The organism is Cohaesibacter marisflavi, assembly GCF_900115225.1.
Lineage (GTDB): Bacteria > Pseudomonadota > Alphaproteobacteria > Rhizobiales > Cohaesibacteraceae > Cohaesibacter > Cohaesibacter marisflavi.
In genome coordinates, this window is sequence record NZ_FOVR01000016.1 from 58,069 (window position 1) to 80,902 (window position 22,834).

Sequence of the window (22,834 nt, forward strand, 5' to 3'; positions counted from 1 at the left end):
TTCTTATTCTGGTTTGATCGGCTCTTTTGATCCTCGCCGTGCCATTGATGCGCATCATCCAAGGCAAGGAACAGAAAAACCGCTCACAAGGACGGAAAGGGCGGCGAACATGAATGCCCGCCGCCAAGGTGTAATCGTGCCATTATTTATATTTGTCGATATCGGCCATCAGGGCATTGAGCATGTCCGTGCCTTCGGCACCGAATTTCTCTTCAATCAACTTGCGAACAGCTGGCTGCGCAATGGCTGCGAACTTCTCGGCTTCTGCCGGGCTAACCGCATTGATTTCCATTTTCTCAGCCAATTTCGGCAGACCCTTGTCAGATGCTTCGATGATACGGGAAATACCGCGACCGGCATTGGTGGCCACTTCAGACGCCCAATCAACAATAGCTTTATGCTCAGGCTTGAGGCCCTCATAGAACTCGCCATTCATGAACCAGACATATGGGGTGATGACATGGTTGGTGATGGAGAGATATTTTTGCACTTCGTCGAATTTGGCAAAGGCGATGATGGGGATCGGGTTCATTTCGCCATCGGCAACACCGGTCTGGAGCGCAGTGTAAACCTCGGCCCAAGGCAGAGGCGTTGCCTGTGCACCAAGCGAATTGACCATGGCTTGATGTGTCGGCAGGGTCATGGTGCGGATGCGCAAGCCATCCATGTCTTCCACGGTCTTGATCGGACGCTTGGAGTTGGTGAAGGCAAAGAAGCCACCACTATCCAGAATCGCAAGCGTATGTAGACCGGTTTTGGCATCCATATCGGCTGCGAATTTCTTGCCGAAATCGCTCTCCAGCGACATCACCTTGTCGGAAACATAGATATTGGGGAAGGCGAACGGAATATCGAACACACCAACCAGCGGATAATGCTGGGCAACACCACCAGCAGACGAAATGCTGGATTCCACGATGCCATCACGCACCTGCTGGATCACTTCGTTATCCTTGCCAAGCTGGCCATTGGGGAAGAGTTTCACTTCGATTTCGCCGTTTGACGCGGTTTCAACCAACGACTTGAAGACAGCCGTCATCGCACCAGAATGGCTTTCGGTCGGGTCTGCCGGGTTCAGATGCCCTATGCGAATCGTCACATCAGCGGCCAAGGCCGTTCCAGCCAAAACAGTTGCTGCGATGGTTCCCAACACCACAGACTTAACGGAATTCATGAGTTTCATGTTATTGCTCCATTTGAATTGTATCAGTGCTCTGGATTACAGCCCCAATAGCCTTGGCACGAACAGGGTCATGTCCTCCCAAAATGCGACCAACATCAGGATCGCAATCTCTGCCAGGAGAAAAGGCCAAAGGGATTTGGTGATATTTTCTATTTTTTCTTTGGTAACCGATGCGAGCACAAACAGGCACGCACCGACTGGAGGCGTCATGAGTGAGATATTCAGAGCCAAAATGATCATGATCCCTGCATGAACCGGGTTCATCCCGATGCTCTGAGTAAGAGGCACCAAAACCGGCGCCAGGATAATGAGTGTTGCGTTGATGTCCATGAACAGGCCGATGAACAGCAGCAACAGAAGGATCATGCCGACAATCACCTGCGGATTATCGCTGACCGAAAGGAAGAAAGTGGCGATTGCCTGCGGAATCTGGTTGAAGGTGAGCCACCACCCCAGAATGGAGGCCGACGCGATGATCAGAAAGATAATCCCTGTGATACGGGTCGTTCTGACGATCATCTCGTAAAGATCTTTAAAGGTAAGAGCCCGATAGATCACCCCGCCAACGAACAAGGCATAGGCAACCGCAATGGAGGCTGCCTCGGTCGGCGTGGCGATGCCTCCCAGAATGGAGCCAAGAATGAAAACCGGCAGCACCAGAGCCAGAATGCTCTCGCGGAAGGCGCTGAAGATCGCCAGAAGGCTGGGGCGCTTCTTCGACTTGGGCAGATTGAGCTTCTCGCCCATGGCCGCAATCACCGCCATGCAGATCAGGCAAATGAGCAGTCCCGGCAAAATGCCTGCCGCAAACAGCCCTGCGATGGAAACGCCCATTATCGAGCCATAGATCACCGCAAGCGTCGAAGGCGGAATCGTCGGGCCAATGATGGACCCTGCCGCCGTAACCGCACAGGCAAAGGGTTTGGAATAGCCCTGCTTGACCATGGCAGGCACCAGCGTATTGCCAAAGGCGGCAGCGTCAGCCGTGGCAGCGCCCGTCAAACCGGCAAACATCACCGAGGCCACCATATTGGAATGAGCCATACCGCCGCGCATCCAGCCCACCAGCGCATCAGCGAACTTGACCAGATTGTTGGTAATGCCCGAACGGTTCATGATCTCACCGGCCAGAATAAAGAAAGGCATGGCCAGAAACGGAAACAGATCCAGCCCGGCGAACATCCGGTCTGGCGCCATGGAGAGGAACTTGCCGCCCCCCATATCCATGATGCCAACCATACCGGCCACACCCAGCACAAAGCCGACCGGCATGCCAATCGCCAACAGCCCGAAGAAGGTAACAGCAACCCAAATCATGCTTAAATCTCCACTCGGTCGGCAGCGGCGACACCGTCACCGGCAAAAAAGTCATGGACAGCCACCAGAGCCAACTGGCAACAGGCAAAAACAGCAGCAATCGGCACGCCCATGAAGGGCCAGCCCTTCGGGATTTGCGCAATCATCGTGTATCGACCGAAACCACGCTCGACAAAGCCGATGCCATAAAAGAAAATCAGCGCGAAGAAAGCGAAGGCAATGACATCAAACAGCACCGCAAGCCATTTCCGCATGGAAGGCGGGAAGCGCTCGAAAAAGACCAGCACCCCGATATGCTCACGGTGCGCCACACCGCAGGAAACCGCCAAAAGCGCCATCCAGATCATCAGATAGCGCGCCAGCTCCTCGGTAAAGGTCCAATCCAGCGGAAGCACATAGCGAACAAGCACACCCAGCCACACATCGAGCACCAGCAAAACCATCAAGGCAACACAAAGGCGCTCAACAAACCAGTTAATACGCCTACTCATCAGAGATGCTCGTTTAGCGAGAAGGTCCATGCATCCACTCCAGATAGCCTGCCAACAGACCGAGACTGAAACAGATGTAACAGAAAGTCAATATTGATTGATACTCAAGTTTCAAATATTGTAGGCAGAAGCAAAAAAGCCGAGGCAAAAATGAACGACAGCAGAGCCAAATCGATCGAAGTCCGCATTCACGCGGAATATGATCAACTCCCCGAATCCGAGCGCAAACTCGCAGACGTCATCCTCGACTCTCCGGGTGACCTTAGCTCCTATACGGCAACAGAGTTGACCTCCCTTGCTGGCGTCTCGAAAGCCGCAGGAACCCGCCTGTTTCGTCGCCTCGGCTTTGCCAATTTCGAAGAAGCCAAACTGCTCGCCCGCGACCGCACCCATTGGGGGTCGCCGCTCTATCTGGAGCGCAAGAGTCGGAAGAATGTCATTCCGCTTTCCGACTACCTGAAGGAGGAGGTCAGCGTTCTGGAGAAAAGCCTCATGCGCCTCAACCCGGAAGACATTGATGCGGTCTGTGAAAAAATCCTCGCAGCGCGGCGCATTTATCTGCTCGGCTACAGAAACAGCAACATGCTCGCCAACTATCTGCGATGGCAGCTGTTGCAATTCCGTGGCGACGTGCAGCTGATGCCCACGGGCGGGGAAACGGTTGGCGAATATATCGGTGATTTCCTGCCCGATGATCTGCTCATCGTATTTGCCCTGCGACGCCGACCGGTCCGCTTGGAAGCCATCATGAAGGCCAGCAAGGAAAAGCAGATCCCCATCCTGCTGTTCATCGACCCCACCGCACGCGGCCAACCCGGATTGGCCGACTGGACATTCACAACCCATGTGGAAACCAGCACCACATTCGACAGCCTGTCAGCGGCCCTCTCGGTTGCCCGTTACATTGCAATATCTTCGCTCAACCGGGCAGGAACGCGCGGACGGGCTCATCTGGAGCGCATCGAACGCGAGCATGAAGCATTGGGAGAATTCGAATAGCCAAACCATAACCAGTGCTTCCTCGCCAGCCTGCCCTTTTCAGTCCCTCCGATATTCCCGAAATTGGCGCTTTCATTACCAACCCAAAAAGTGGTAGAAATGAAGCGTTAAAATGAAATTTTGAAAATTAATTTTCATTATCGGGTGATGATGCCATATGAGCGAGCAAGATAAGCCAAAAGCAATTGACGTCAGAATTTCGGAAATCTACGACCAGCTAACCAGCTCGGAGCGTCGATTGGCTGACGTTGTAATCGAGTCGCAAAGCAATCTGGCAAGCTTCACCGCCGGCGAATTGGCCGATCGGGCACGCATATCCAAGGCCACCGCAGCGCGATTCTTCAAACGCCTTGGCTACGCCAATTACAACGAAGCCCGCGTTATGAATCGCCAAGCGGAGGACTGGGGTTCCCCTCTCTATGAGCTCACGGGCATCGGCACCAAACGCCTCTCTCAGGGCGACTTCGGCCTGCATATTGCGCAGGATTTGCAAAACCTTACCCGAACTGCCGAGATGCTTGACACAGACGCCCTGGCACAAGCCATCAGCATGCTGACCAACGCCAAACGCATCTGGTCTCTTGGCTTCCGCAACTCCATGGCTTTGGCCACTTATGCCCGGGCTTTGCTTATCAACATCAAACCCGACGTGCGCCTCATTCCCAGTGCGGGCATGTCCTTTGGTGAAGAACTGGCTGGCATGAACAAGGCGGAGGACACCTTCCTCATTTTCGGTTTTCGCCGCCGTCCGGCGCAACTGCGCGACGTGATGGAAGCGATTCATGATGCAGGAGCACCAAGCATTCTGATCACCGACATGACCGCCGGTCGCACCTCGCAACTGGCCACCCTCACCTTGCGCTGTCACTGCCGCGGGCACACCATGTTTGACAGCTACGCCACCCCCATGAGCCTGATCAATTATATCTGCTCAGGTGTCAGCCAATCCCTTGGTGAAGAGTCTGTTGAGCGCCTCACTGAAATTGAAGCCCTGCATAGCAAATTGGATCAGCTAGGCGCGCCGCTGATCGGAAAAGACAGTGCATAAAAGTTAGTCAATTGCTCAAAAATGAAACAATATTTTCATATTGATCTTTTTATGAAAAAGTATTTTAATCAGAGCGATCGCAAACAACGACGATCGACCTCACCAGAGCAAGCAACGCTCCCTCATGGAGCGACTTGAAAGGGAACATTTTATGGCTTTTCACATCAATCGCCGCGATCTGTTGAAGACCGTGGCAGCGGGCGCTGCATTGGGTGCGCTGTCTCCAATCAATCGCGCCATGGCTGCAACCGAAGTTTCATGGATGACCTGGGAAAATCTGGCCAAGCCGGAATATCTCCAGGCCTTCCTCGACGCCAACGCAGGCATCGACATTGCAAAAACCTTCATTGGCACCGACGATGAACAATTCGCCAAGCTGCGCGCTGGCGGTGCAGATTCCGTTGACCTGATCACTCCAGGCCTCGACAAGGTCGAATATTACGTTGAATCCGACCTGCTGCAGCCGATCGATTTCGACAAGGTCACCAACGGCAAGCTTCTTTATGACGCCTTCAAATCTTCTCCGCTGGGCAAGAAAGATGGCAAAACCTACGGCATTCCATTCTACTGGGGCATCAACCCGGTGGTTTACCGCGCCGACCTGATGGATGAAGAACCCGATTGGTCCGTCTTCTTTGAAGGCGACAAATACAAAGGCAAGCTGGCCATGCGCGACTATGCGCTGGAAGGCATCATGATTGCCGCCATGTATCTAGGCATTCCGCGCGAAGAAATGTTCGTCATGGACGACAAGCAGCTGGCTGAAATCAAGAAAGCTCTGATGGCGCAGAAGAAACTGCTTCGCACCTACTGGAATTCCATTTCCGATCTGACCAACCTGTTTGCTTCCGGCGAAGTCGTCTGCGCTTTCTCCTGGGTACCGCCTTACTATGACCTGAAGGCCCGTGGCCTCGACATGGGCATGGCTAAGCCGAAACAGGGTGTCATTGGCTGGTGCGATACGCTGGCAGTTCCTGCTGGTGTTGAGGGCGAAAAACTTGACGCTGTCTTCAAGCTGGTCAACTATCTGCTCGGCCCGGATTATGGTAAGGAATTGGCCGTTGGCGGTCCTTACGCACAGAGCACATCCTCTGCCCGTGACCTGATCTCTGATGAGCAGAAAGACAAGATCTTCATCAGCGATCTCAGCATCATGGACTCTTTCGTCTGGAAGCAGAATCCACCTCGTTACAATGAGTGGGTTGCCCTTTGGAACGAAGTCAAAGCCAGCTAAAACTCTCTCTGTCCGCATCCTGCAAGGCATCTGAAATGAATAAGAAAACCCCTCCTCTTTTAACGGGGATCGCGGTTCACAAGGAATATGGTTCCGTAAACGCTGTTCGCGGCGTAGATTTCACTATTGAATCAAACACCTACGTGACACTTCTAGGGCCTTCGGGATGCGGAAAGACATCCCTTCTGCGCATGATCGGAGGATTTGAAGACATCTCCTCCGGCGTCATCGAACTGGATGGGCAATCGCTGGCCGGAACCCCGGCCAACCAACGGCCCATCAACACCGTTTTTCAAAGTTACGCTCTCTTCCCGCACCTTTCGGTCAAGGAAAATGTCGCCTTCGGCCTTGCCTATCGCGCCATGCCAAAGAGCGAGATGAATGAGAAAGCTGAAGCGGCGCTCGCCATGGTCCAGATGGGCGAAATGGCAGACCGTCGCCCGCGCCAGCTCTCCGGCGGTCAGCAGCAACGCGTGGCACTGGCACGCGCGATCGCCAATGAACCGCGTATCCTGTTGTTGGACGAACCTCTCTCGGCCCTTGACCGGCGTATGCGCAAGGACATGCAGATCGAACTGAAGGACCTGCAGCGGCGACTGGGCACCACCTTCCTGCATGTAACACACGATCAGGAAGAAGCCTTTGCGCTCTCCGATCATATCATCGTCATGAATGATGGCGCCATTGAGCAGCAGGGCACGCCAACGGAAATCTATCGTCATCCTGCAAGCGCCTATGTGGCTGACTTCATCGGCGGCGCCAATCTGATCGAAGGCAAGATCACCGCCATCAAGCCGGGCCAGACAGCAACCATAGAAACCGCCGTCGGCTCCTTTATCGCTCCGGCCGCCCCGCATTTGAAGGCGGGCGACAAAGCCGCCCTCGTGTTGCGTCCCGAGCTCATGACGCTTTCCTCTGGCGACGGCATTCCGGCAAAGGTGACCCACACCGTATTCCGTGGCGCTGAATGGCTGGTGGAAACCCGCCTTGCCGATGGCACAGCGTTGGACATGATGCTTCAGGATATCACTCCGCCGGAAACCGGCAGTGATGTTGCCCTCGCCTTTGATCTCGACCGCGCATGGATCACCGCTTCAAAAGGAACGGAATAGCCATGAAACGCATCACTATCGGCAACGCGCTCTCGGTTCCGGTATTTGCCGCAGTTGCAGCGCTATGCATCGCACCGTTGGCGATCCTCTTTGCCTATTCCTTCTTTTCTGTCAGCTTTGTGGCCATCATAAAGGATCCGACCTTCAAGAATTACGCCCGCATCGCTGGCAGCAGCACCTATCGCTGGCTGATCTTCAAGGCATTCCTCTCCGGCGCTGGCATTGCCGCCATCACCGCCATCATCGGATATCCGGTGGCATGGTTCATCGCCAAGCGCGTCACCATCTACAAGTCCGCCCTGCTGACGCTGTTGCTGGTTCCGCTTTATACCGGAGATCTGGTGCGCATCTTTGCCTGGCGCGTTCTGCTCGGGGCAGAAGGCGTGCTCAACAGCCTCCTGATGTGGATTGGGCTGGTCGACAAACCGATTGACGCCCTGCTCTTCTCGCCACTCGCCACCCATATTGTCTTGGCCTACAATTATCTGCCCTTCATGGTCATCGGCCTCTGGCTTGCCTTTGAAGCGCTGGATGACCGCCTGCTGGAGGCGGCTCAGGATCTGGGTGCCGGATCGCGCAGCGCCTTTGTACGGGTCACCTTGCCGCTCACCATGCCCGGCCTCATCGCTGGCGCGCTCATGGTTTTTGTCATGGTGGTGGGCGATTATCTGACGCCTCAGCTGGTTGGCGGCGCCTCCGGCATTACCATCATCAGCGCCATCAACGATCTGTTCGGCACCGCCTTTGACTGGCCGCTTGGCTCGGCCATCGCATGGACCATGCTGGCGATTCTGGCTCTCTTCTTTGCACTCGCCGCCATCGTGATCAGCCGCTCCACCCTGGGCAAGGCAATGGCAGGAGGAGAAGCATGATCTCTCGACAACAAAATATTCTCGCCTATAGCTGGATCTGGATTGTCTATATCCTGATGTATCTGCCCATCGCCGTAATCGCGATTTTCTCTTTCAACTCATCGGAGATCATCGCCTTTCCGCTGCAAGGCTTCACCACCGATTGGTATGCACAGGCCCTCACAGACGGACGCCTGCTCGGCGGCTTGAAACTGACATTCCTCGTAGCCATCCCTACGGCCCTCTTTTCCACTATCCTTGGTGCCATGGCAGCCCTTGCGCTGACCCGCTACCCGATGCGCTATCGCTTCTTGCTGCTCGTCTTCGTGTTGATGCCCTTCCTCATCCCGAAGGTCATTCTTGCGGTCGCGCAATTGATCCTGCTGGCAGACCTTGGCATCGGGCGCAGCCTCTGGACGATCATCGCAGGCCAGACCATCGTTATCCTGCCCTTTACCACGCTGGTCAATGCGTCGGTTCTGATGCGCATCGACAACCGACTGGAAGAAGCCGCTTTTGACCTTGGTGCGAGCCATTTCTCGGCCTTCAAGCGGGTAACCCTGCCGCTGATGAAAAACGGCCTAATGGCCTCATGGTTCATCGCCTTCGTGCTATCGTCGGCGGAATATGTGCTCACCTCCTTCCTCAGCGGACGCGAGCAGCCGCTGTCCATTCTGGTGGCATCGGATTTTCGCTTCAATGTCTCTCCAGCGCTGGATTCCATCGCGCTGATGCTGGTGCTTGCCAACATCGCACTCATCGGGTTTGGCGAATTCATCCGCCGGAGATCTCAGAAATAACCTGGAAAGGACACGCTCATGGCTGATTTTGACCTGCTGATCCGTGGCGGCACATGCGTTACGGCGGCAGACACCTTTTCCTCCGATATCGCCATCAAGGATGGTGTGATCGTTGCAACCGGCAAGGATCTTGGCTCCGCCGACAAGGAAATCGACGCCTCCGGTCTGCTGGTCATGCCCGGCGGCATCGACAGCCATGTTCACCTCGCCCAGCCCTCTGCGCCCGGCACCCCGCAAATGGTGGATGGTTTTGAAACCGGCACCCGCTCTGCCATCGCTGGCGGCACCACCACCGTCATTCCGTTTGCCCAACAGCCACGCGGTGCGGGCCTGAGAGAAACCGTAGAGGACTATCATTCCCGCGCCCGAGGGCAGGCCTATTGCGATTACGGCTTCCACCTGATCATCACCGATCCGACCGCGCAAGTTCTGGGTCAGGAACTGCCCGCCCTCGTGGCTGACGGTTACACCTCCTTCAAGGTCTTCATGACCTATGATGACATGGTGCTCAATGACCGCGAATTGCTGGAAGTCTTCGACTGCGCCAAGGATTGCAAGGCGCTGGTCATGGTCCATGCCGAAGGCTACGACGCCATCCGCTACATGACCGAAAAGCTGGAACGCGAAGGCAAGACAGCACCCTACTATCACGGAGTCTCCCGCCCGCAGATCGTTGAGCGGGAAGCGGCCCATCGGGCCATCAGCCACGCCCAGCTTCTCGATGTTCCCATCATGATCGTGCATGTTTCCGGTCGCGAAGCCATGGAACAAATCAGATGGGCGCAGCAAAAGGGCATCAAGATCTATGGTGAAACCTGCACCCAATATATCGCTCTCACGCAAGACGATATGAAGGGTTTCAACATGGATGACAGCGGCAGCAAATATGTTTGCTCGCCACCACCGCGTGATCACGACAGCTGGGACGCCATCTGGGAAGGCATCCGCGGCGGCGTCTTCCAGACTTTCTCGTCCGATCACTGCCCCTTCTTCTATGAAGGACCGCAAGGCAAGATGACCGGCAAGGCCAAGACATCCTTCCGCTGGGTGCCAAACGGTTTGCCGGGCGTGGAAAACCGCATGCAGATCTTCTATTCCGAAGGCGTTGGCAAGGGCCGTATCACGCTCAATGAGTTCGTCGCCCTCACCTCGACCAACCACGCCAAGATGTATGGCCTCTACCCCAAGAAGGGCTCCATCGCTCCGGGCTTTGATGCTGACATCATTTTGTGGGACCCGAACCGTGAGGAAACCATTACGCAAGCTGGCATGCACCACGCCGCCGACTATACCCCCTACGAGGGCCACAAGGTCAAGGGCTGGCCGGTCATGACACTGGTGCGCGGCAAAGTCGCTTGTGAAGAGGGCAAGATCACCGGCTCGGTCGGTGATGGCCAGTTCCTCAAGCGCGACTACTCCGCCTTTGTTGATTGACAAATCTTGAGAGGCGACATCCAATCCGGTTGTCGCCTCTTCCCATTTGCATTCATCGATAGACATCGCCGTTGAGCCCGAAGGCTCCGGCCATGCCGTCCCGGCTCCCTGCGGTACAACTGACCCCTTTTGCGTCCCCGAATTCCTGCCGTACATGCCTTTCTGCGCCTGTCTCAGCTAGTTCCAGCGCAATTTTCAACACCTGTTTCAGCGCCATTCCTTGCGACTAGCTCGCTTTATAAGCCGCAGAAACGCGGCATTCATGCCCCCTCAAGGCAAATATTCGCGCGCAGGGTAAATCCGCCAATCAGAAGAAAATACGCACAATTACAAGAAGTGTATCGCCATGCGAGTAGGGTAAGGGGTTTCACTATTGCAAGTTAAACCACGATACGATACGACTATCTCACAAAGCGGGATAGGTCGGTTTTGTCAACCAGCCGAAGTGGAGGAACCCAAGGTGACTGAAGTCGTTCGCGACGCGATTTTCCAATCAGATTCAGCTTCTATCCGGACGATCACTGTCACCTGTCACAAACGTAATCCTGTGTCTTCATATCGACACATGGTGCGGACTGTTGATGAGGCATCTTGCAGTGTCTCTTTGGCTTTTGCTTGCGTCCCCAAAACTTGTGCCCGCGCTTCTTCGAGCAATCAGAGGCAGATCTGAGAGCGCGGTAACGTCAAGAATGCTCTTAGGAAAAGAGCGATAATGATGGAGTTAAAAATGGGAAAAAAAGTCTTCGTAGATCTGAGCCATCCGTTTTTTGGTGATATGCCCCTGTGGCCATATTTCTCCAAACCGGAAATTGCCCCCATGCACAGCATGGCTAAAGCTGGCGTTCTGACCCAGTCGATCAAATGCACCATGCACACCGGCACCCACTGCGATGCACCGCGCCACGTCATGGAACGCATGTTCGACGGCAGTCGCGCTCTATACACCCACGAACTGCCGGTTGATGCCTATTGCGGCGATGCTGTTTGCCTTGACGTGCGCGTTGATCGCTGGAAACTGATCATGCCGGAAGACCTTGAAGCCGCTGTTGAGCGCGCTGGCATGAAGCCGGAAGATTTGGAAGGCATGGTTGTCTGCCTCAACACCGGCATGCATCGCAAATTCGACGATTCCAAAGACTATTATCACTATTCTCTGGGCACCGGCATCGACGCTGGCAAATGGTTCGTCAAGCACAAGGTCAAAGTGGTCGCTCTTGACCAGCAGGCCCTAGACCATCCACTGCACACCTCAATGGGCAACAACGGCACCTGCATGAACCTGCCGGGCTATTCCGGACGCACCATCGTGGAAGAATTCATCGACGAGTTTGGCGAAGAAGCCTATGCAGAGTTCGACCGTGAAACCTACATCAAGGTACATGGCAAGGAAAAATACGACGAAAAATTCGGTGAGCTGGAAGCAACCGGCAACTGCGGCACCTGGGAACCTTGCCACAAATATCTGTTAGGTAACGGCATTGTAGGCGTTGAAAACCTGGGCGGCGACCTAGACAAGGTGAAGGGTAAGAAATTCCGCTTCTTCGCCCTGCCAATCCGCTGGCATATGGGCGACGGCTCCATGGTACGCTGCGTTGCTGAAATCGACGAAGATGAAGTCCTGGAAGCAGAACCACGCGTCTACAAATATGGTGCCATGTAAGCCATAAACAGAATGCAAGGACGCTCTTGCATTCAGCAAAGCAATCTGATGGCCACGGGCGTGGTCATCAGTCTCCTGATCAGGCCCTGAGCCGCCCAACGGGCTCCCCTGATCATGAAGCACCAATGGGGCAGGCTCACGCTATTCCCTTTTCATGCCCAGTCCCAAAGGCAACGCCATCCTCAACGTCCAGATCGTTGAAGGATGACACATCACCCAATTCATGGTGATCACTATTTCGGTCCAATAGAATAAACGACTTTCATGCAGCAATTCGCCTCCCTGCGATTGCTGCATTTCTTTTTTAAACGCCCACGATCAATCAAGAAAGTCGAGCCTGTTTGGGCATATGGTCAACTATTCTGGGGCATTTGAAGGCCGAGCGTCTCGGCCCATTCGGCAAGCCCGGCAAGAATGCCTTCCGAGAGCGGAATCCCCTGCAAGAGGCGATCTGCCCTTAAGGCCTGAGCACGCTCACCGGCAACCCTTGGTGCGGGGCCATTGGCCGTAGCGGCCTTGCTGTGCCGAATAGCATCTCCCAGAAACCCGGCCTCCATGGCAAAGCTGTCGCCGCCGCCAAAGGCAGCCGGATCGATCACCTGAATGAAGACATTATTTTGCCAGCCTTGCGGATTGCGGTGGCGCCCGTTGCCCGAGAGGCCGTGCGTTAGCGCTTCCACCGTCATACCAAGCCCCGTACCCTTGTGCCCCGCATCAAAGCCGCCAAGCGGCATAATGGCACCGGGTATCCTTGCATAGCGAATGGCCGGATCGCGGCTCGGATTTCCCTCCGCGTCAATCAGCCAGTCATGCGCAAACTGGGCTTTCTCATTATGAAGACGTTTGACCATGCCATTGGTTGTCACCGAAGTGCTCATATCCAGCATCACCGCGCCCCCGCGCGCAGGATAGCCAATGGCAAAAGGATTGGTGGAAAGCACCGGCTGGCAAGATCCAAACGGCGCAACGCATTGCTCGGTGGGGTCAGATGCCATCACAAGCCCAATCAGACCTCGATCAGTAACAGGCTTGAGGTAAGAGACCAGGCCTGCAGTATGATGGCTATTCCTGATGGACAAGGTGAAGGTGCCGAAATACTCGGCTTTCTCCATGGCAATTTGCAGACCTTGGGTGATCAACCACGGCCCGGGCAGCTTGCGTCCGTCCCAGAGCGCTGCGACTGGCCGCTCATTCAGAATGTCCGGCGCCCCATCAAGGGCCATCCCGCCATCGCGCGCCGACGCCAGATAACCCGGCAAAAGCGCCAAGCCGTGCGTATCATGGCCCAGCAAATCACCCTCAACCAAAACCGACGCCACAGTCTTGCTCATGCTTGCGCAAAGCCCTACGGCCTCCAACGCCTCAGCAGCGAATGTGACAAGGGATTCAACCCCATAGACACGTGTTATATCGAACATGTTTCTCCTCCCATCCCCAGTCCTCTTTATGGCACCAGCCCCATTCCCCCAATGGCCTGAACCGGTGCCCTTTTTCATATTCCAGCGGCCCACGGCCCCCGTGCCAGCATGGAAATCCATAGCTGGACTGAGCGGCGACCAAGCCTCTCTTCGGGCAGAAGGCAAACGGATAAACCATGCATAATAATCGGATCATTCGCGAATAACAAATGCACGAAACCGTCAGGCGGCAAACCCGTTGTAGCTTTCCCTCCATCAGACACTCAACGCTGCCCGGCTGCATCACAGCACAGCGTGCTTATTGAAAGGGAAAAAAGAAAACAAATTCTGGACAAGAATCCACAAAATGAAACAATCCTGACAAAAAAAGAAAACTATGCGCTTTCAAAGTCCTTTACTTGGGCGTTTAATAGGGGGCTGGAAACCCAGCCGGGCAATTGCGGCCAATGCCTTGTGAAGGAGCATTCCACGCATGTGATCCAATAAGCACCGTGCGTCACCGATGCTGCGCCAGAAAGCCAGATCAGTCAGATACCCTTTTCCCTCTTTTGCCATGGCGCACAAGGGAGGCCCATCGCTATCGATAAATTAGATCGGATCAGACGCAGTAGATCGCACCAAGCACACAATAACGAATGCGGGCCGCAGCAAGCGTTCTTCGCCGTCGCAAAGAGCGCTCGAAAAACCAGAACGAACCATAATAGAAAGACAGTATGATGCATCAGGACAGCACCGCAGATAAAGAAAGATCCTTTAGGCCCGCTCAGCTTCCTGAAAGGATCGACGCCGCCACCGCACTGTTGGCGCGTCAGTTGGCGCCCATCTTGCTATGTGACAAGCTTGAGCCTTTCGAACCCGCAGTCGTCGGCATCTCTCACCTCAAGCGCGGGGAGACCTCGCCGAGCTTTAAACACATGAACCCGTTTACGCGGGCGCCCAACCGAACCTTCAGCATTTTGGAATATGCCATCTGGTGGAATGGCGACATTCAGCATTTGTATGAGCTGGACCATGTTTGGATCTATCTCAATGAGAACAACACACCGATCCATATCACCGCCAGCGCCCATGGCGAGATGATCGACATCAGCCAGAGCAACTGGCAGGATCGCCAAATCCGGCTTTTCTGCGAGCCGGGCAAGCATGCATTGGCGCCCACTTCGGCAGAAATCATTGAAAAGCGGGACTGGCTGAATGATGTCTGCACCAATCCCGACAAGATCATCGGCTTCGAAATTCCGACCGAATTCGCCGATCATATGAGTTTCCTCTCCCCTTATGACGACTTTCTGGCCCATGACTATTTGCGCAAGAAATGCTTCACACCAAGCTACAGCTTCGAAAAGAGCTTTGATCTTTCAAAAGTTCCCTTTGTGAGCTGGGGGGAACTGGAGATTCTCATTCCGCGCCTGTTGCGCGATCAAACCGAGCAGTTGCGCAAGAACAAGAAAGGCATCAAGGCGGTTCTGCTTGATAGTGGCGACACGCTGATCGATGAAGGCACCCGGATCTACAGCGAAGACAGGGAAAATCTGGTCCTCTCGGCCAAGTCCATCGAAACCAGTCGCCAGCTGCTTGAGGGCCTCAAGGAGAGAGGCTATCTGATCGCTCTGGTCGCCGACGGGCTGGAGCAGAGTTTTCACAATGTGCTCAAGAAAAACGGCTTCTGGGAAAAGTTTGACGCAATTTCCATTTCCGAGAATTGTGGCATCACCAAGCCAAGCCCACGCATCTTCATCGAAGCCCTGATGCAATTGGGCCTAAGGCGCGAGGACACCGAGCATATCGTCATGCTGGGTGACAATCTATCCCGCGACATTCGCGGCGCCAAAGCGCTGGGCATCAAGACTGTCTGGTTGGATGGGGCACCGCGCCATGACAAGACGCCCAAGGACGATCTGGAAACACCGGATTACAGGATTACCCGCCCGATCGAACTGCTGGATATAATTGATCAGCTGGAAGGCGAGGAAACGGTAGACTGATATTGCATTCATCCTTTAGAATGTCTTTGGTGAAAAAGAGTCGTTTCCCGGAACCGTTATCAACCTGATTTGTCTGGTTTCGGGATGCGCAATATCCCTTCAGAAACGCCGAAAATATCCGTACATTTTCGTACCACCGCGAAAATCTTGCCCCAATACCCCCAGAATTCCGCCAAATGATACAGCTTGTATCGTATTATGGGTTGCTATTTTCTGCATCTTAATATTCACTTATAATCGAACGCAACGAGTCTAACGGAAACGTCATGTCCACCAATGAAAAAGAAAAGAATTCACGTGGCGGAATTCAGGTCATAGCAAGAGCGGCAGACATTCTGCGCGCCCTTAAAACAAGTCAGTCGGGCATGAGCCTCGGGCAGATTGCCCAGCGCGTCGACCTGCCTCGCTCTACTGTGCAGCGCATTGTGAACGCTTTACAGCAAGAGAATTTCATCATCACAGATTCTCAAGGAGGCGGTTTGCGCCTTGGGCCGGAGCTCAACGCTCTGGCAGAAGCGACCCGCTACAATATCGTGGAATATTGTCGCCTGCTGCTCACGGAGCTGACCCAGTCTACCGGCGAGACATCCGACCTGTCGGTCTTCCGACGTGACGCGATGATCTTTCTTGATCAGGTGCCCGGCACCCATCGTTTGCGTACAGTATCAGCGGTTGGCGAAGCCTTTCCGCTCTCAAGCACAGCCAATGGCCGAGCCTGCCTGAGCCTGATGGAAGAATACAAGGCCCAACAGCTGGTTCAGAGTGAATGGGAACGGTGGGGCGTCAAGGGCGACATGGATGCCGTGCTGGCCGACCTGCGCAAGATCCGGGCTGTTGGCATGGCATTTGATGAAGACCACCATACGCCAGGCATCTCGGCGATCGGCTTTGCCTTCAGAGACTGGTTCGGTGATCTGCACGCCATTTCTGTTCCGGTACCCTCTAGCCGCTATGCGGACAAGAAAACAGAGATAGAAGAGGCGCTTAAAAAGACGGCAGCCCATGTCAAGAAGCGCATGACACGCCGCAGCAACTAATCAGCCGAGCGCATTCCAAAAGCACGAAATGACCTGAAAGCCCTCCCCTGCGAGGGCTTTTTTAATGCCTAAGTCTATGCCAACGAATCCATAATACCAAAAGGCCTAATATCAGAATTCCTAATACAAACACTTTCGAAGTCCCACTACACTCCCCGCTTAACGTGCAAACACGTATGTAAGAAGACAATTTGGCCGTGGAATTGAGCCAATTCACGTTGACCGCATAGCGGTTCTCATGTACCGTTATTTGGTGCAAATATCATACGCTGCGACAGGTCCTGTGACGCCGCAGTCGTAATAAGTCGGAGGAGCTTCCATCATGACCAATGTCGTAATTGCGTCTGCAGCGCGTACCGCTGTGGGCAGTTTTCTAGGATCTTTTGCCAAGGTTCCAGCCCATGAGCTGGGCGCTGCTGTATTGCAAGCCGTTGTCGAGCGCGCTGGCGTTGATCCCTCAGAAGTGTCTGAAACCATTTTGGGTCAGGTGCTCAATGCAGGCCAGGGACAGAACCCGGCCCGTCAGGCCCATCTCAATGCTGGCTTCCCGATTGAAAGCGCCGCCTGGGGCATCAACCAGGTTTGTGGATCAGGTTTGCGCGCCGTAGCCCTTGCTGCACAGCATGTGATGCTCGGCGATGCCAAGATTGTCGTTGCTGGCGGTCAGGAGAGCATGTCTCAGGCTCCTCATGTTGCCTATATCCGTCAGGGCCAGAAAATGGGCGATCTGAAAATGATCGACACCATGATCAAGGACGGCCTGTGGGAGGCATTCAACGGCTATCACATGGGGCAGACCGCCGAGAATGTGGCTGATCAGTGGGAAATTTCCCGCGAGATGCAGGATGCAATGGCGCTGCGCTCGCAGAATAACGCGGAAGCCGCTCAGAAAGCCGGTCGCTTTGATGACGAGATCGTTCCTTTCACAGTCAAGAACCGCAAAGGCGACATCATTGTCGACAAGGATGAATTCATTCGTCCCGGCACCACAATCGAAAACCTGCAAAAACTGCGCCCAGCCTTCATCAAGGAAGGCACCGTTACCGCAGGCAACGCGTCAGGCATCAATGACGGTGCGGCCGTCACCCTTTGCATGACCGCTGAAGACGCCGAAAGGCGCGGCATCGAACCACTGGCACGCATTGTTTCCTACGCAACTGCTGGCCTTGATCCGAAAATCATGGGCATGGGGCCGGTCTATGCCTCTCGTCTGGCTCTGGAAAAAGCGGGCTGGAAGGCAGAAGATCTTGATCTGGTGGAAGCCAATGAAGCCTTCGCAGCGCAGGCTTGCGCCGTTAACAAGGAAATGGGCTGGGATCCGGAGATCGTCAATGTCAATGGCGGTGCAATTGCCATCGGCCACCCAATCGGCGCATCCGGCTGCCGTATCCTCAACACCCTGCTGTTTGAAATGAAACGCCGCAACGCCAAGAAGGGTCTTGCAACCCTTTGCATCGGCGGCGGCATGGGCGTTGCCCTTTGCGTGGAACGTCCATAAGCGGATAATCCTGCAGGGTCGCTTCTTTTAAGGTATAAAGAGCAAAAAGGCGGATTTGAATTCACGTTCAAAGCCGCCTTTTTTCAGATATCAGGATACCTTTGCCTTGCTATCATAGACCTGAAGACAAAAACATTTCAGCCCCAGACGGAGCCGCCGATGTCCGATCGCTTCATATCCGAGAACAAGACCTACGACGAAATTGAAATAGGCGACAGCGCCAGCCTGACCCGCCTCGCCAGGGAACAGGATTTTCTGATATTTGCCAATGTCTCCGGCAATCTGAACCATTATCATCTCGCCGCTTACGCCCAGGAACAGGAAGGATTGCCGGAAACCTTTGCTCCCGGTCTCTGGATCGGCTCCCTGATCTCTGCCGTGATGGGCAACCAGATCCCGGGCCCCGGCTCGGTCTATAAAAAGCAGACGCTGGATTTCCATGAAGTCTGCTACGCCGGTGACGAACTCCTTGTCGAGGTCAAGGTCATCGCGAAACTGCCTGATAATGTCATCCGCTTTGAAAACAGGGTAACGCGAACTGCAGACAACAGACTTTTGGTCTCTGGTGAAGCCGATCTCTATGCACCGAAAACGAAAATGCGCTTCAATGCCCTGCCCGCACCGGAATTGATCCTCGATCACCACCCCCATTTTGAAGCCATTATTGAACGGACACAGGCGCTTGATCCGTTGACAACGGCAGTTGTTGCCCCAGAGGAAGAGCGGTCTCTTGGTGGCGCCCTGCTTGCCCGCAAAAAGGGCATCATCGAACCGATCCTGTTTGGCAGCAAGGAGCGCATTCATGCTGTGGCCAAAGAGCTGGACCAATCTCTTGAGGGCATCGAAATTATCGACGAGATAGACCATGCCCGAGCTGCCAGCAAAGCTGTCGATTATATCGCCGATGGCACCGCCGGTGCCCTTATGAAGGGACATCTGCATACCGACGACTTGTTGCGAGCAGCCTTGCGTAAGGAACGGGGTCTCAGAGCCGGCCGCCGCTTCACCCATGTCTTTGTGTTGGATGTCCCCGGCCTTTCCCACCCTTTGCTGGTCACAGACGCCGCCATCAACATCCAGCCAGACTTGAAAACCAAGGCCGATATTGTCCGCAACGCCATAGAGGTCGCCATTTCCATCGGCATCGAGGTGCCAAAAGCTGGCGTACTCTCTGCCGTTGAAACGGTCAATCCGGATATCCCTTCCTCGATGGATGCAGCCCTTCTTTCCAAGATGGCGGAGAGAGGACAGATCACCGGTGGCATCGTTGATGGACCGCTGGCCATGGACAATGCCATCGATCTGGCTGCAGCGCGCACCAAGGGCATTACCTCCGAGGTTGCCGGACAAGCGGATATTCTTGTCGTTCCCAATCTTGATGCAGGCAATATGCTCGCCAAGCAGTTGGCCTATATTTCCCATGCGGAGCCAGCAGGGCTCGTTCTGGGCGCCAAGGTACCCATCGTGCTCAATTCCCGCTCCGATGGCGATCTGGCCCGCCTGGCGTCCTGTGCCATCGCATCCCTGCATCACGCCCGCATCGGCAAGATTTCATAAGCGACCAGCCACAACTGCTCCCCCAGAGACGGGGATAGGGATAGACGCATGCAAAAACCCTCCCGCCAACCATGGCGGGAGGGTTTTCAATTGGCGCGTGGTAAACGTCCCGTCGTGGGGAGACCGATCAAATGCACAATCGGTCTCCCCTACATCCCCTTCCGCTCACCACGCAGAAATCGGAGATCGGCTCCTAAAAGCCGACCTGATCGCCACCTTTGAGATCCAGCATTTCGCGCGCTTCATCCGGTGTCGCCACTTCGCAGCCCAGATCCTCGATGATGCGGCGGATCTTGGCGACCTGCTGGGCGTTGTTTTCTGCCAGCTTGCCGCGGGAAATAAACAGGCTGTCTTCCAGACCGACACGGACGTTGCCACCCATCTGCGTTGCAGTCGTGCCAAGAGACATCTGCGCGTTACCTGCCCCAAGCACAGACCAGCGATAATCATCGCCAAACAGGCGATCAGCCGTGCGCTTCATGAAGATCAGATTGTCGACATCAGAGCCGATGCCACCCAGAATGCCGAAGATAAACTGGATAAAAATCGGGGCTTTGAACAGACCGATATCCATGCAGAATTTCAGGTTGTAAAGATGGCCGACATCATAACATTCATGCTCGAACTTGATCTTATGCGGCGCCAGCTGGGTAGCGGCATTCTCGATATCGGCAAAAGTATTGCGGAAGATATAGCCGTCTGAATTCTTGATATAGTCTTTTTCCCAGTCGAACTTGAACTCGTCATAACGCTTGGCCAACGGATGGAAAGAGAAGTTCATGGAGCCCATATTCATGGAGCACATTTCGGGGGAATGAGCCAGAGCAGGAGCAATGCGCTCGTCAATCGTATTGAGAACACTACCGCCAGTGGAAATGTTGATCACAGCGTCCGTGGCCTGCTTGATGCGAGGCAGATAGGTCGAAAAATCTTTTGGATCGATAGAGATAAAGCCATTTTCAGCCTTGCGAGCGTGGCAGTGCAGAATAGCGGCACCAGCTTCTGAGGCTGCAATCGCTTGGGTAGCCAGATCATCTGGCGTATACGGCAAAGCATCGGACATGGTTGGCGTGTGAATGCCGCCGGTGATCGCACAGGTAATCACGGTTTTCTTTTGACGTGCCATTATCGGGCTCCCTTACTTTCAGTTTCCGGCTTCTGTCTTATGCAATGCGGAAACGGTTCGGATTTTCATTTCGTTGACAGGACCGGCGCCGCGAAGCATTGCGCTCAGATTGCCGTGTCGGCCCTGTATTTTGTGATCCCCCGAAGCCTAAGCTCCGGGGGAAAGAGACTTTACAGCCGCTTAAGAGGTAGGAGGGGGGCTGCAAAGCCGGGGAAGACGAAAACGTCCGTTACGCTGCTTAACCGCACTCTGTTCGAGTTTGCAGCGCTTTTCAGCTAGCGCTTCGCTGCATTCCGCTGCGCTTTGAAGATCAGCCCGACGATCATGGCGACGCCATATACGCCCATTACACCCATGACCATATACATCCATCCAGCTTCAACACCCATCAGACTTCTCCCTCGTTTGCCATGCCTTGATCTTTCTTGTTTCTGCGAGCCAGCCAGGACAGGCCGACACCGATAAACATGATCGCGTAAACAATAACGGCCGCTTGGATAAACAAATTCCAGAACAACATGATGATCTCTCCCTCAATTATGCCGTTGCAGCTTCTGCCGTGGCCAAGTCCGCAATGTCATTTCCTCCGCGGAACAGACCGGGTTTACCTGGCAGGATTGCATGAAGACCGATACCAAGGACGAGACCAACGATCAGGCTCGGGTAAACGTTTGGCATGCCAGCAAAGCCGACCATCTCGGGAAGCGCAGTGAAGCTCCAAAGAGAGTTGACGACCCATGTTGCAGCCATCGTAATCATCGCGGCAGCGGAGTTCCGTTTCCAGAACAGGCCGATAATGACCAACCAGAACACTGGCGTCAGCCAAGCAAACACCCAGTTGATAGCCGAGACGATCGCAGGCAGATAGCCGGCAACCAGGAAGGCCGCAACACCCAAAATCACAATCAGGATTCGGGTTACCTTCCGCATTTGCTCTTCGGTCGCATCAGGGTTGAAGAAGTTTTTGTATACATCGTTGGCAAAGATGGTTGCGGGAGCCATCGACGACATTGCAAAGGTCGACAGCATTGCAGCCAGCAACGAAGCAACAAGCCACGCGACGAGCCAGCCTGGGAGAATATTCACCAGCATGGCAGGAGCAGCCATTTTCGGACCAAGTTCAAAAAATTCCGGATTGGCTTTTGCAGCAAGGCCAATGGCGGCCATGAAGACGCAAAACAAGCCGTTCAAAGGAACTGCAATCCAGATGGTGCGGCGAATGGTTTTCTCATTCTTGGCAGCCATGGCTGGTTGCAGAAGCTGCTGGTTGATTGACTGGCAGAATGTGGTCGAGAGAACTGTTGCCAGACCGAAAGTGATCAGCAGATCGGGCGTGCCGAAAATCGAGAGCATTTCGGCCTGATCCTGATTGACATAATAGTCGGCGACAGTCTGCCATCCACCCTCAGGCATGCCTGCAGTGATGTAGAACATCGTAACGACCAGTCCGACATACATGATGATGCAGTTGACCAGATTGACCCAGCCAATTTCCTTCATGCCGGCAAAAACCACATAGAGGATGCCAAGAATACCACCAACAACAGCCCCTTCCTGAATGGAAAGATCCGTCATGGTAGCAAACACAATGCCCATGCCCTGACCTTCAAGGGTAAGCAGACCCCAGATCAGTCCGGCCATAATTGCAGCGACCATGAGGCGAGGCCCTTCGCCAAAAATGAGAGCGACAAACTCAGGCATGGACGTCACGTTCGTGCGACGCGCCCAAAGAGCCGTTGTCGTGATGGTCACAACAAGCAGCACAGCGTGAGCAAGACCGAACCAGATGCTGGTGGCACCGATGAACCAACTCATCTCGAAGATGCCAAAAATATGAGGCGTCCCGAGCACGGTCAAAGCCATCGTTACAGCCACAACAGCGACCGGCAAATCGCGGTTGGACAGAAGGAAACTCCCCTCTCCTTCCTTGCGCTTCATCTGCATATTAAAATAGAGACCCAGGCCAAAGATCAATATGATCTCATAGGCCAAAACGGCAACAATGATTCCCCAGTTCACTTTACATCCTCCTGTTCCCTGAAGTCTTGCCTGTAGACATACCGCACGAGACACACCCGCTCAGC

General features: G+C 54.4%; 20 protein-coding genes. 12 read left to right on the forward strand and 8 right to left on the reverse strand.

Features of this window, described 5'->3' with window-relative positions; all coding sequences use genetic code 11:
- Positions 1-142 precede the first annotated feature (142 nt).
- Genes BM258_RS21180 through BM258_RS21190 form a run of 3 tightly spaced genes read right to left on the reverse strand, consistent with a single transcriptional unit; the run spans position 143 to position 2,991 of the window.
- Complete coding sequence (locus tag BM258_RS21180; RefSeq protein WP_090075234.1) at positions 143-1,183, reverse strand: TRAP transporter substrate-binding protein; 1,041 nt, start codon at positions 1,181-1,183, stop codon at positions 143-145.
- A gap of 36 nt (positions 1,184-1,219) precedes the next feature.
- Positions 1,220-2,500, reverse strand: a complete 1,281-nt coding sequence (locus tag BM258_RS21185) for a TRAP transporter large permease (protein ID WP_175528195.1) — start codon at positions 2,498-2,500, stop codon at positions 1,220-1,222.
- A 2-nt stretch (positions 2,501-2,502) separates the two neighbouring features.
- Positions 2,503-2,991: a TRAP transporter small permease gene (locus tag BM258_RS21190; RefSeq protein ID WP_210186836.1), complete on the reverse strand. Its 489-nt coding sequence runs from the start codon at positions 2,989-2,991 to the stop codon at positions 2,503-2,505.
- A gap of 150 nt (positions 2,992-3,141) precedes the next feature.
- Between BM258_RS21190 and BM258_RS21195 the strand changes: the two genes are divergently transcribed.
- From BM258_RS21195 to hydA, 7 genes are all read left to right on the forward strand, one after another.
- Positions 3,142-3,990 (forward strand): MurR/RpiR family transcriptional regulator, encoded by an 849-nt coding sequence (locus tag BM258_RS21195; protein WP_090075235.1) that lies wholly within the window; start codon positions 3,142-3,144, stop codon positions 3,988-3,990.
- 157 nt (positions 3,991-4,147) lie between these two features.
- Entirely contained in the window at positions 4,148-5,038 is an 891-nt protein-coding gene (locus tag BM258_RS21200; RefSeq protein WP_090075236.1) for a MurR/RpiR family transcriptional regulator, read from the forward strand.
- 151 nt (positions 5,039-5,189) lie between these two features.
- Positions 5,190-6,272 (forward strand): extracellular solute-binding protein, encoded by a 1,083-nt coding sequence (locus tag BM258_RS21205; protein WP_210186837.1) that lies wholly within the window; start codon positions 5,190-5,192, stop codon positions 6,270-6,272.
- A gap of 35 nt (positions 6,273-6,307) precedes the next feature.
- A complete protein-coding gene (locus tag BM258_RS21210; protein ID WP_090075237.1) occupies positions 6,308-7,384 on the forward strand; it encodes an ABC transporter ATP-binding protein in 1,077 nt (358 codons plus the stop codon).
- Positions 7,385-7,386: 2 nt separating this feature from the next.
- Positions 7,387-8,256 (forward strand): ABC transporter permease, encoded by an 870-nt coding sequence (locus tag BM258_RS21215; protein ID WP_090075238.1) that lies wholly within the window; start codon positions 7,387-7,389, stop codon positions 8,254-8,256.
- Positions 8,253-9,035 (forward strand): ABC transporter permease, encoded by a 783-nt coding sequence (locus BM258_RS21220; protein WP_090075239.1) that lies wholly within the window; start codon positions 8,253-8,255, stop codon positions 9,033-9,035. Before BM258_RS21215 ends, BM258_RS21220 begins: the two co-directional genes overlap by 4 nt.
- Before the next feature lie 18 nt (positions 9,036-9,053).
- Positions 9,054-10,469 (forward strand): dihydropyrimidinase, encoded by a 1,416-nt coding sequence (gene hydA / locus BM258_RS21225; protein ID WP_090075240.1) that lies wholly within the window; start codon positions 9,054-9,056, stop codon positions 10,467-10,469.
- Positions 10,470-10,521: 52 nt separating this feature from the next.
- Here hydA and BM258_RS24565 read toward each other — a convergent pair whose 3' ends face one another.
- Positions 10,522-10,686 (reverse strand): hypothetical protein, encoded by a 165-nt coding sequence (locus BM258_RS24565; RefSeq protein ID WP_175528197.1) that lies wholly within the window; start codon positions 10,684-10,686, stop codon positions 10,522-10,524.
- Positions 10,687-11,196: 510 nt separating this feature from the next.
- Between BM258_RS24565 and BM258_RS21230 the strand changes: the two genes are divergently transcribed.
- Entirely contained in the window at positions 11,197-12,129 is a 933-nt protein-coding gene (locus tag BM258_RS21230; RefSeq protein ID WP_090075283.1) for a cyclase family protein, read from the forward strand.
- 353 nt (positions 12,130-12,482) lie between these two features.
- On the opposite strand, the gene BM258_RS21235 is transcribed toward BM258_RS21230, so the two are convergent.
- On the reverse strand, positions 12,483-13,547 hold the full coding sequence (locus BM258_RS21235) for an Ldh family oxidoreductase (protein WP_175528198.1): 1,065 nt from the start codon (positions 13,545-13,547) through the stop codon (positions 12,483-12,485).
- A gap of 713 nt (positions 13,548-14,260) precedes the next feature.
- Here BM258_RS21235 and BM258_RS21240 point away from each other — a divergent pair.
- The 4 genes from BM258_RS21240 to BM258_RS21255 all read left to right on the forward strand — a co-directional run bounded on the left by BM258_RS21240 (position 14,261) and on the right by BM258_RS21255 (position 19,624).
- The gene (locus tag BM258_RS21240; protein WP_090075242.1) at positions 14,261-15,532 is read left to right on the forward strand and encodes an HAD family hydrolase; all 1,272 of its coding nucleotides are present in this window, start codon (positions 14,261-14,263) and stop codon (positions 15,530-15,532) included.
- 266 nt (positions 15,533-15,798) lie between these two features.
- Positions 15,799-16,569 carry an IclR family transcriptional regulator gene (locus BM258_RS21245; protein WP_090075243.1) on the forward strand — a complete coding sequence of 257 codons (771 nt, stop codon included), beginning with the start codon at positions 15,799-15,801 and terminating at the stop codon, positions 16,567-16,569.
- Positions 16,570-16,891: 322 nt separating this feature from the next.
- Positions 16,892-18,067 (forward strand): acetyl-CoA C-acetyltransferase, encoded by a 1,176-nt coding sequence (locus tag BM258_RS21250; RefSeq protein WP_090075244.1) that lies wholly within the window; start codon positions 16,892-16,894, stop codon positions 18,065-18,067.
- Between the two features lie 159 nt (positions 18,068-18,226).
- Positions 18,227-19,624, forward strand: a complete 1,398-nt coding sequence (locus BM258_RS21255; RefSeq protein WP_090075245.1) for a bifunctional enoyl-CoA hydratase/phosphate acetyltransferase — start codon at positions 18,227-18,229, stop codon at positions 19,622-19,624.
- Between the two features lie 193 nt (positions 19,625-19,817).
- On the opposite strand, the gene BM258_RS21260 is transcribed toward BM258_RS21255, so the two are convergent.
- The 3 genes from BM258_RS21260 to BM258_RS21270 form a co-directional block, all read right to left on the reverse strand.
- On the reverse strand, positions 19,818-20,750 hold the full coding sequence (locus tag BM258_RS21260) for a 3,5-dioxohexanoate:acetyl-CoA acetone transferase (RefSeq protein WP_090075246.1): 933 nt from the start codon (positions 20,748-20,750) through the stop codon (positions 19,818-19,820).
- Positions 20,751-21,138: 388 nt separating this feature from the next.
- A complete protein-coding gene (locus BM258_RS24980) occupies positions 21,139-21,270 on the reverse strand; it encodes a hypothetical protein (protein WP_280141797.1) in 132 nt (43 codons plus the stop codon).
- 17 nt (positions 21,271-21,287) lie between these two features.
- Positions 21,288-22,769: a sodium:solute symporter family protein gene (locus BM258_RS21270; protein WP_090075248.1), complete on the reverse strand. Its 1,482-nt coding sequence runs from the start codon at positions 22,767-22,769 to the stop codon at positions 21,288-21,290.
- Between the last annotated feature and the right edge of the window lie 65 nt (positions 22,770-22,834).

Excerpts from the sequence above, each read along its gene's own strand:
- BM258_RS21180 (WP_090075234.1), bottom strand. The coding sequence starts at position 1,183 with ATGAAACTCATGAATTCCGTTAAGTCTGTGGTGTTGGGAACCATCGCA.
- BM258_RS21185 (WP_175528195.1), bottom strand. The coding sequence starts at position 2,500 with ATGATTTGGGTTGCTGTTACCTTCTTCGGGCTGTTGGCGATTGGCATG.
- BM258_RS21190 (WP_210186836.1), bottom strand. The coding sequence starts at position 2,991 with ATGAGTAGGCGTATTAACTGGTTTGTTGAGCGCCTTTGTGTTGCCTTG.
- BM258_RS21195 (WP_090075235.1), top strand. The coding sequence starts at position 3,142 with ATGAACGACAGCAGAGCCAAATCGATCGAAGTCCGCATTCACGCGGAA.
- BM258_RS21200 (WP_090075236.1), top strand. The coding sequence starts at position 4,148 with ATGAGCGAGCAAGATAAGCCAAAAGCAATTGACGTCAGAATTTCGGAA.
- BM258_RS21205 (WP_210186837.1), top strand. The coding sequence starts at position 5,190 with ATGGCTTTTCACATCAATCGCCGCGATCTGTTGAAGACCGTGGCAGCG.
- BM258_RS21210 (WP_090075237.1), top strand. The coding sequence starts at position 6,308 with ATGAATAAGAAAACCCCTCCTCTTTTAACGGGGATCGCGGTTCACAAG.
- BM258_RS21215 (WP_090075238.1), top strand. The coding sequence starts at position 7,387 with ATGAAACGCATCACTATCGGCAACGCGCTCTCGGTTCCGGTATTTGCC.
- BM258_RS21220 (WP_090075239.1), top strand. The coding sequence starts at position 8,253 with ATGATCTCTCGACAACAAAATATTCTCGCCTATAGCTGGATCTGGATT.
- hydA (WP_090075240.1), top strand. The coding sequence starts at position 9,054 with ATGGCTGATTTTGACCTGCTGATCCGTGGCGGCACATGCGTTACGGCG.
- BM258_RS24565 (WP_175528197.1), bottom strand. The coding sequence starts at position 10,686 with ATGGCGCTGAAACAGGTGTTGAAAATTGCGCTGGAACTAGCTGAGACA.
- BM258_RS21230 (WP_090075283.1), top strand. The coding sequence starts at position 11,197 with ATGGGAAAAAAAGTCTTCGTAGATCTGAGCCATCCGTTTTTTGGTGAT.
- BM258_RS21235 (WP_175528198.1), bottom strand. The coding sequence starts at position 13,547 with ATGTTCGATATAACACGTGTCTATGGGGTTGAATCCCTTGTCACATTC.
- BM258_RS21240 (WP_090075242.1), top strand. The coding sequence starts at position 14,261 with ATGATGCATCAGGACAGCACCGCAGATAAAGAAAGATCCTTTAGGCCC.
- BM258_RS21245 (WP_090075243.1), top strand. The coding sequence starts at position 15,799 with ATGTCCACCAATGAAAAAGAAAAGAATTCACGTGGCGGAATTCAGGTC.
- BM258_RS21250 (WP_090075244.1), top strand. The coding sequence starts at position 16,892 with ATGACCAATGTCGTAATTGCGTCTGCAGCGCGTACCGCTGTGGGCAGT.
- BM258_RS21255 (WP_090075245.1), top strand. The coding sequence starts at position 18,227 with ATGTCCGATCGCTTCATATCCGAGAACAAGACCTACGACGAAATTGAA.
- BM258_RS21260 (WP_090075246.1), bottom strand. The coding sequence starts at position 20,750 with ATGGCACGTCAAAAGAAAACCGTGATTACCTGTGCGATCACCGGCGGC.
- BM258_RS24980 (WP_280141797.1), bottom strand. The coding sequence starts at position 21,270 with ATGTTGTTCTGGAATTTGTTTATCCAAGCGGCCGTTATTGTTTACGCG.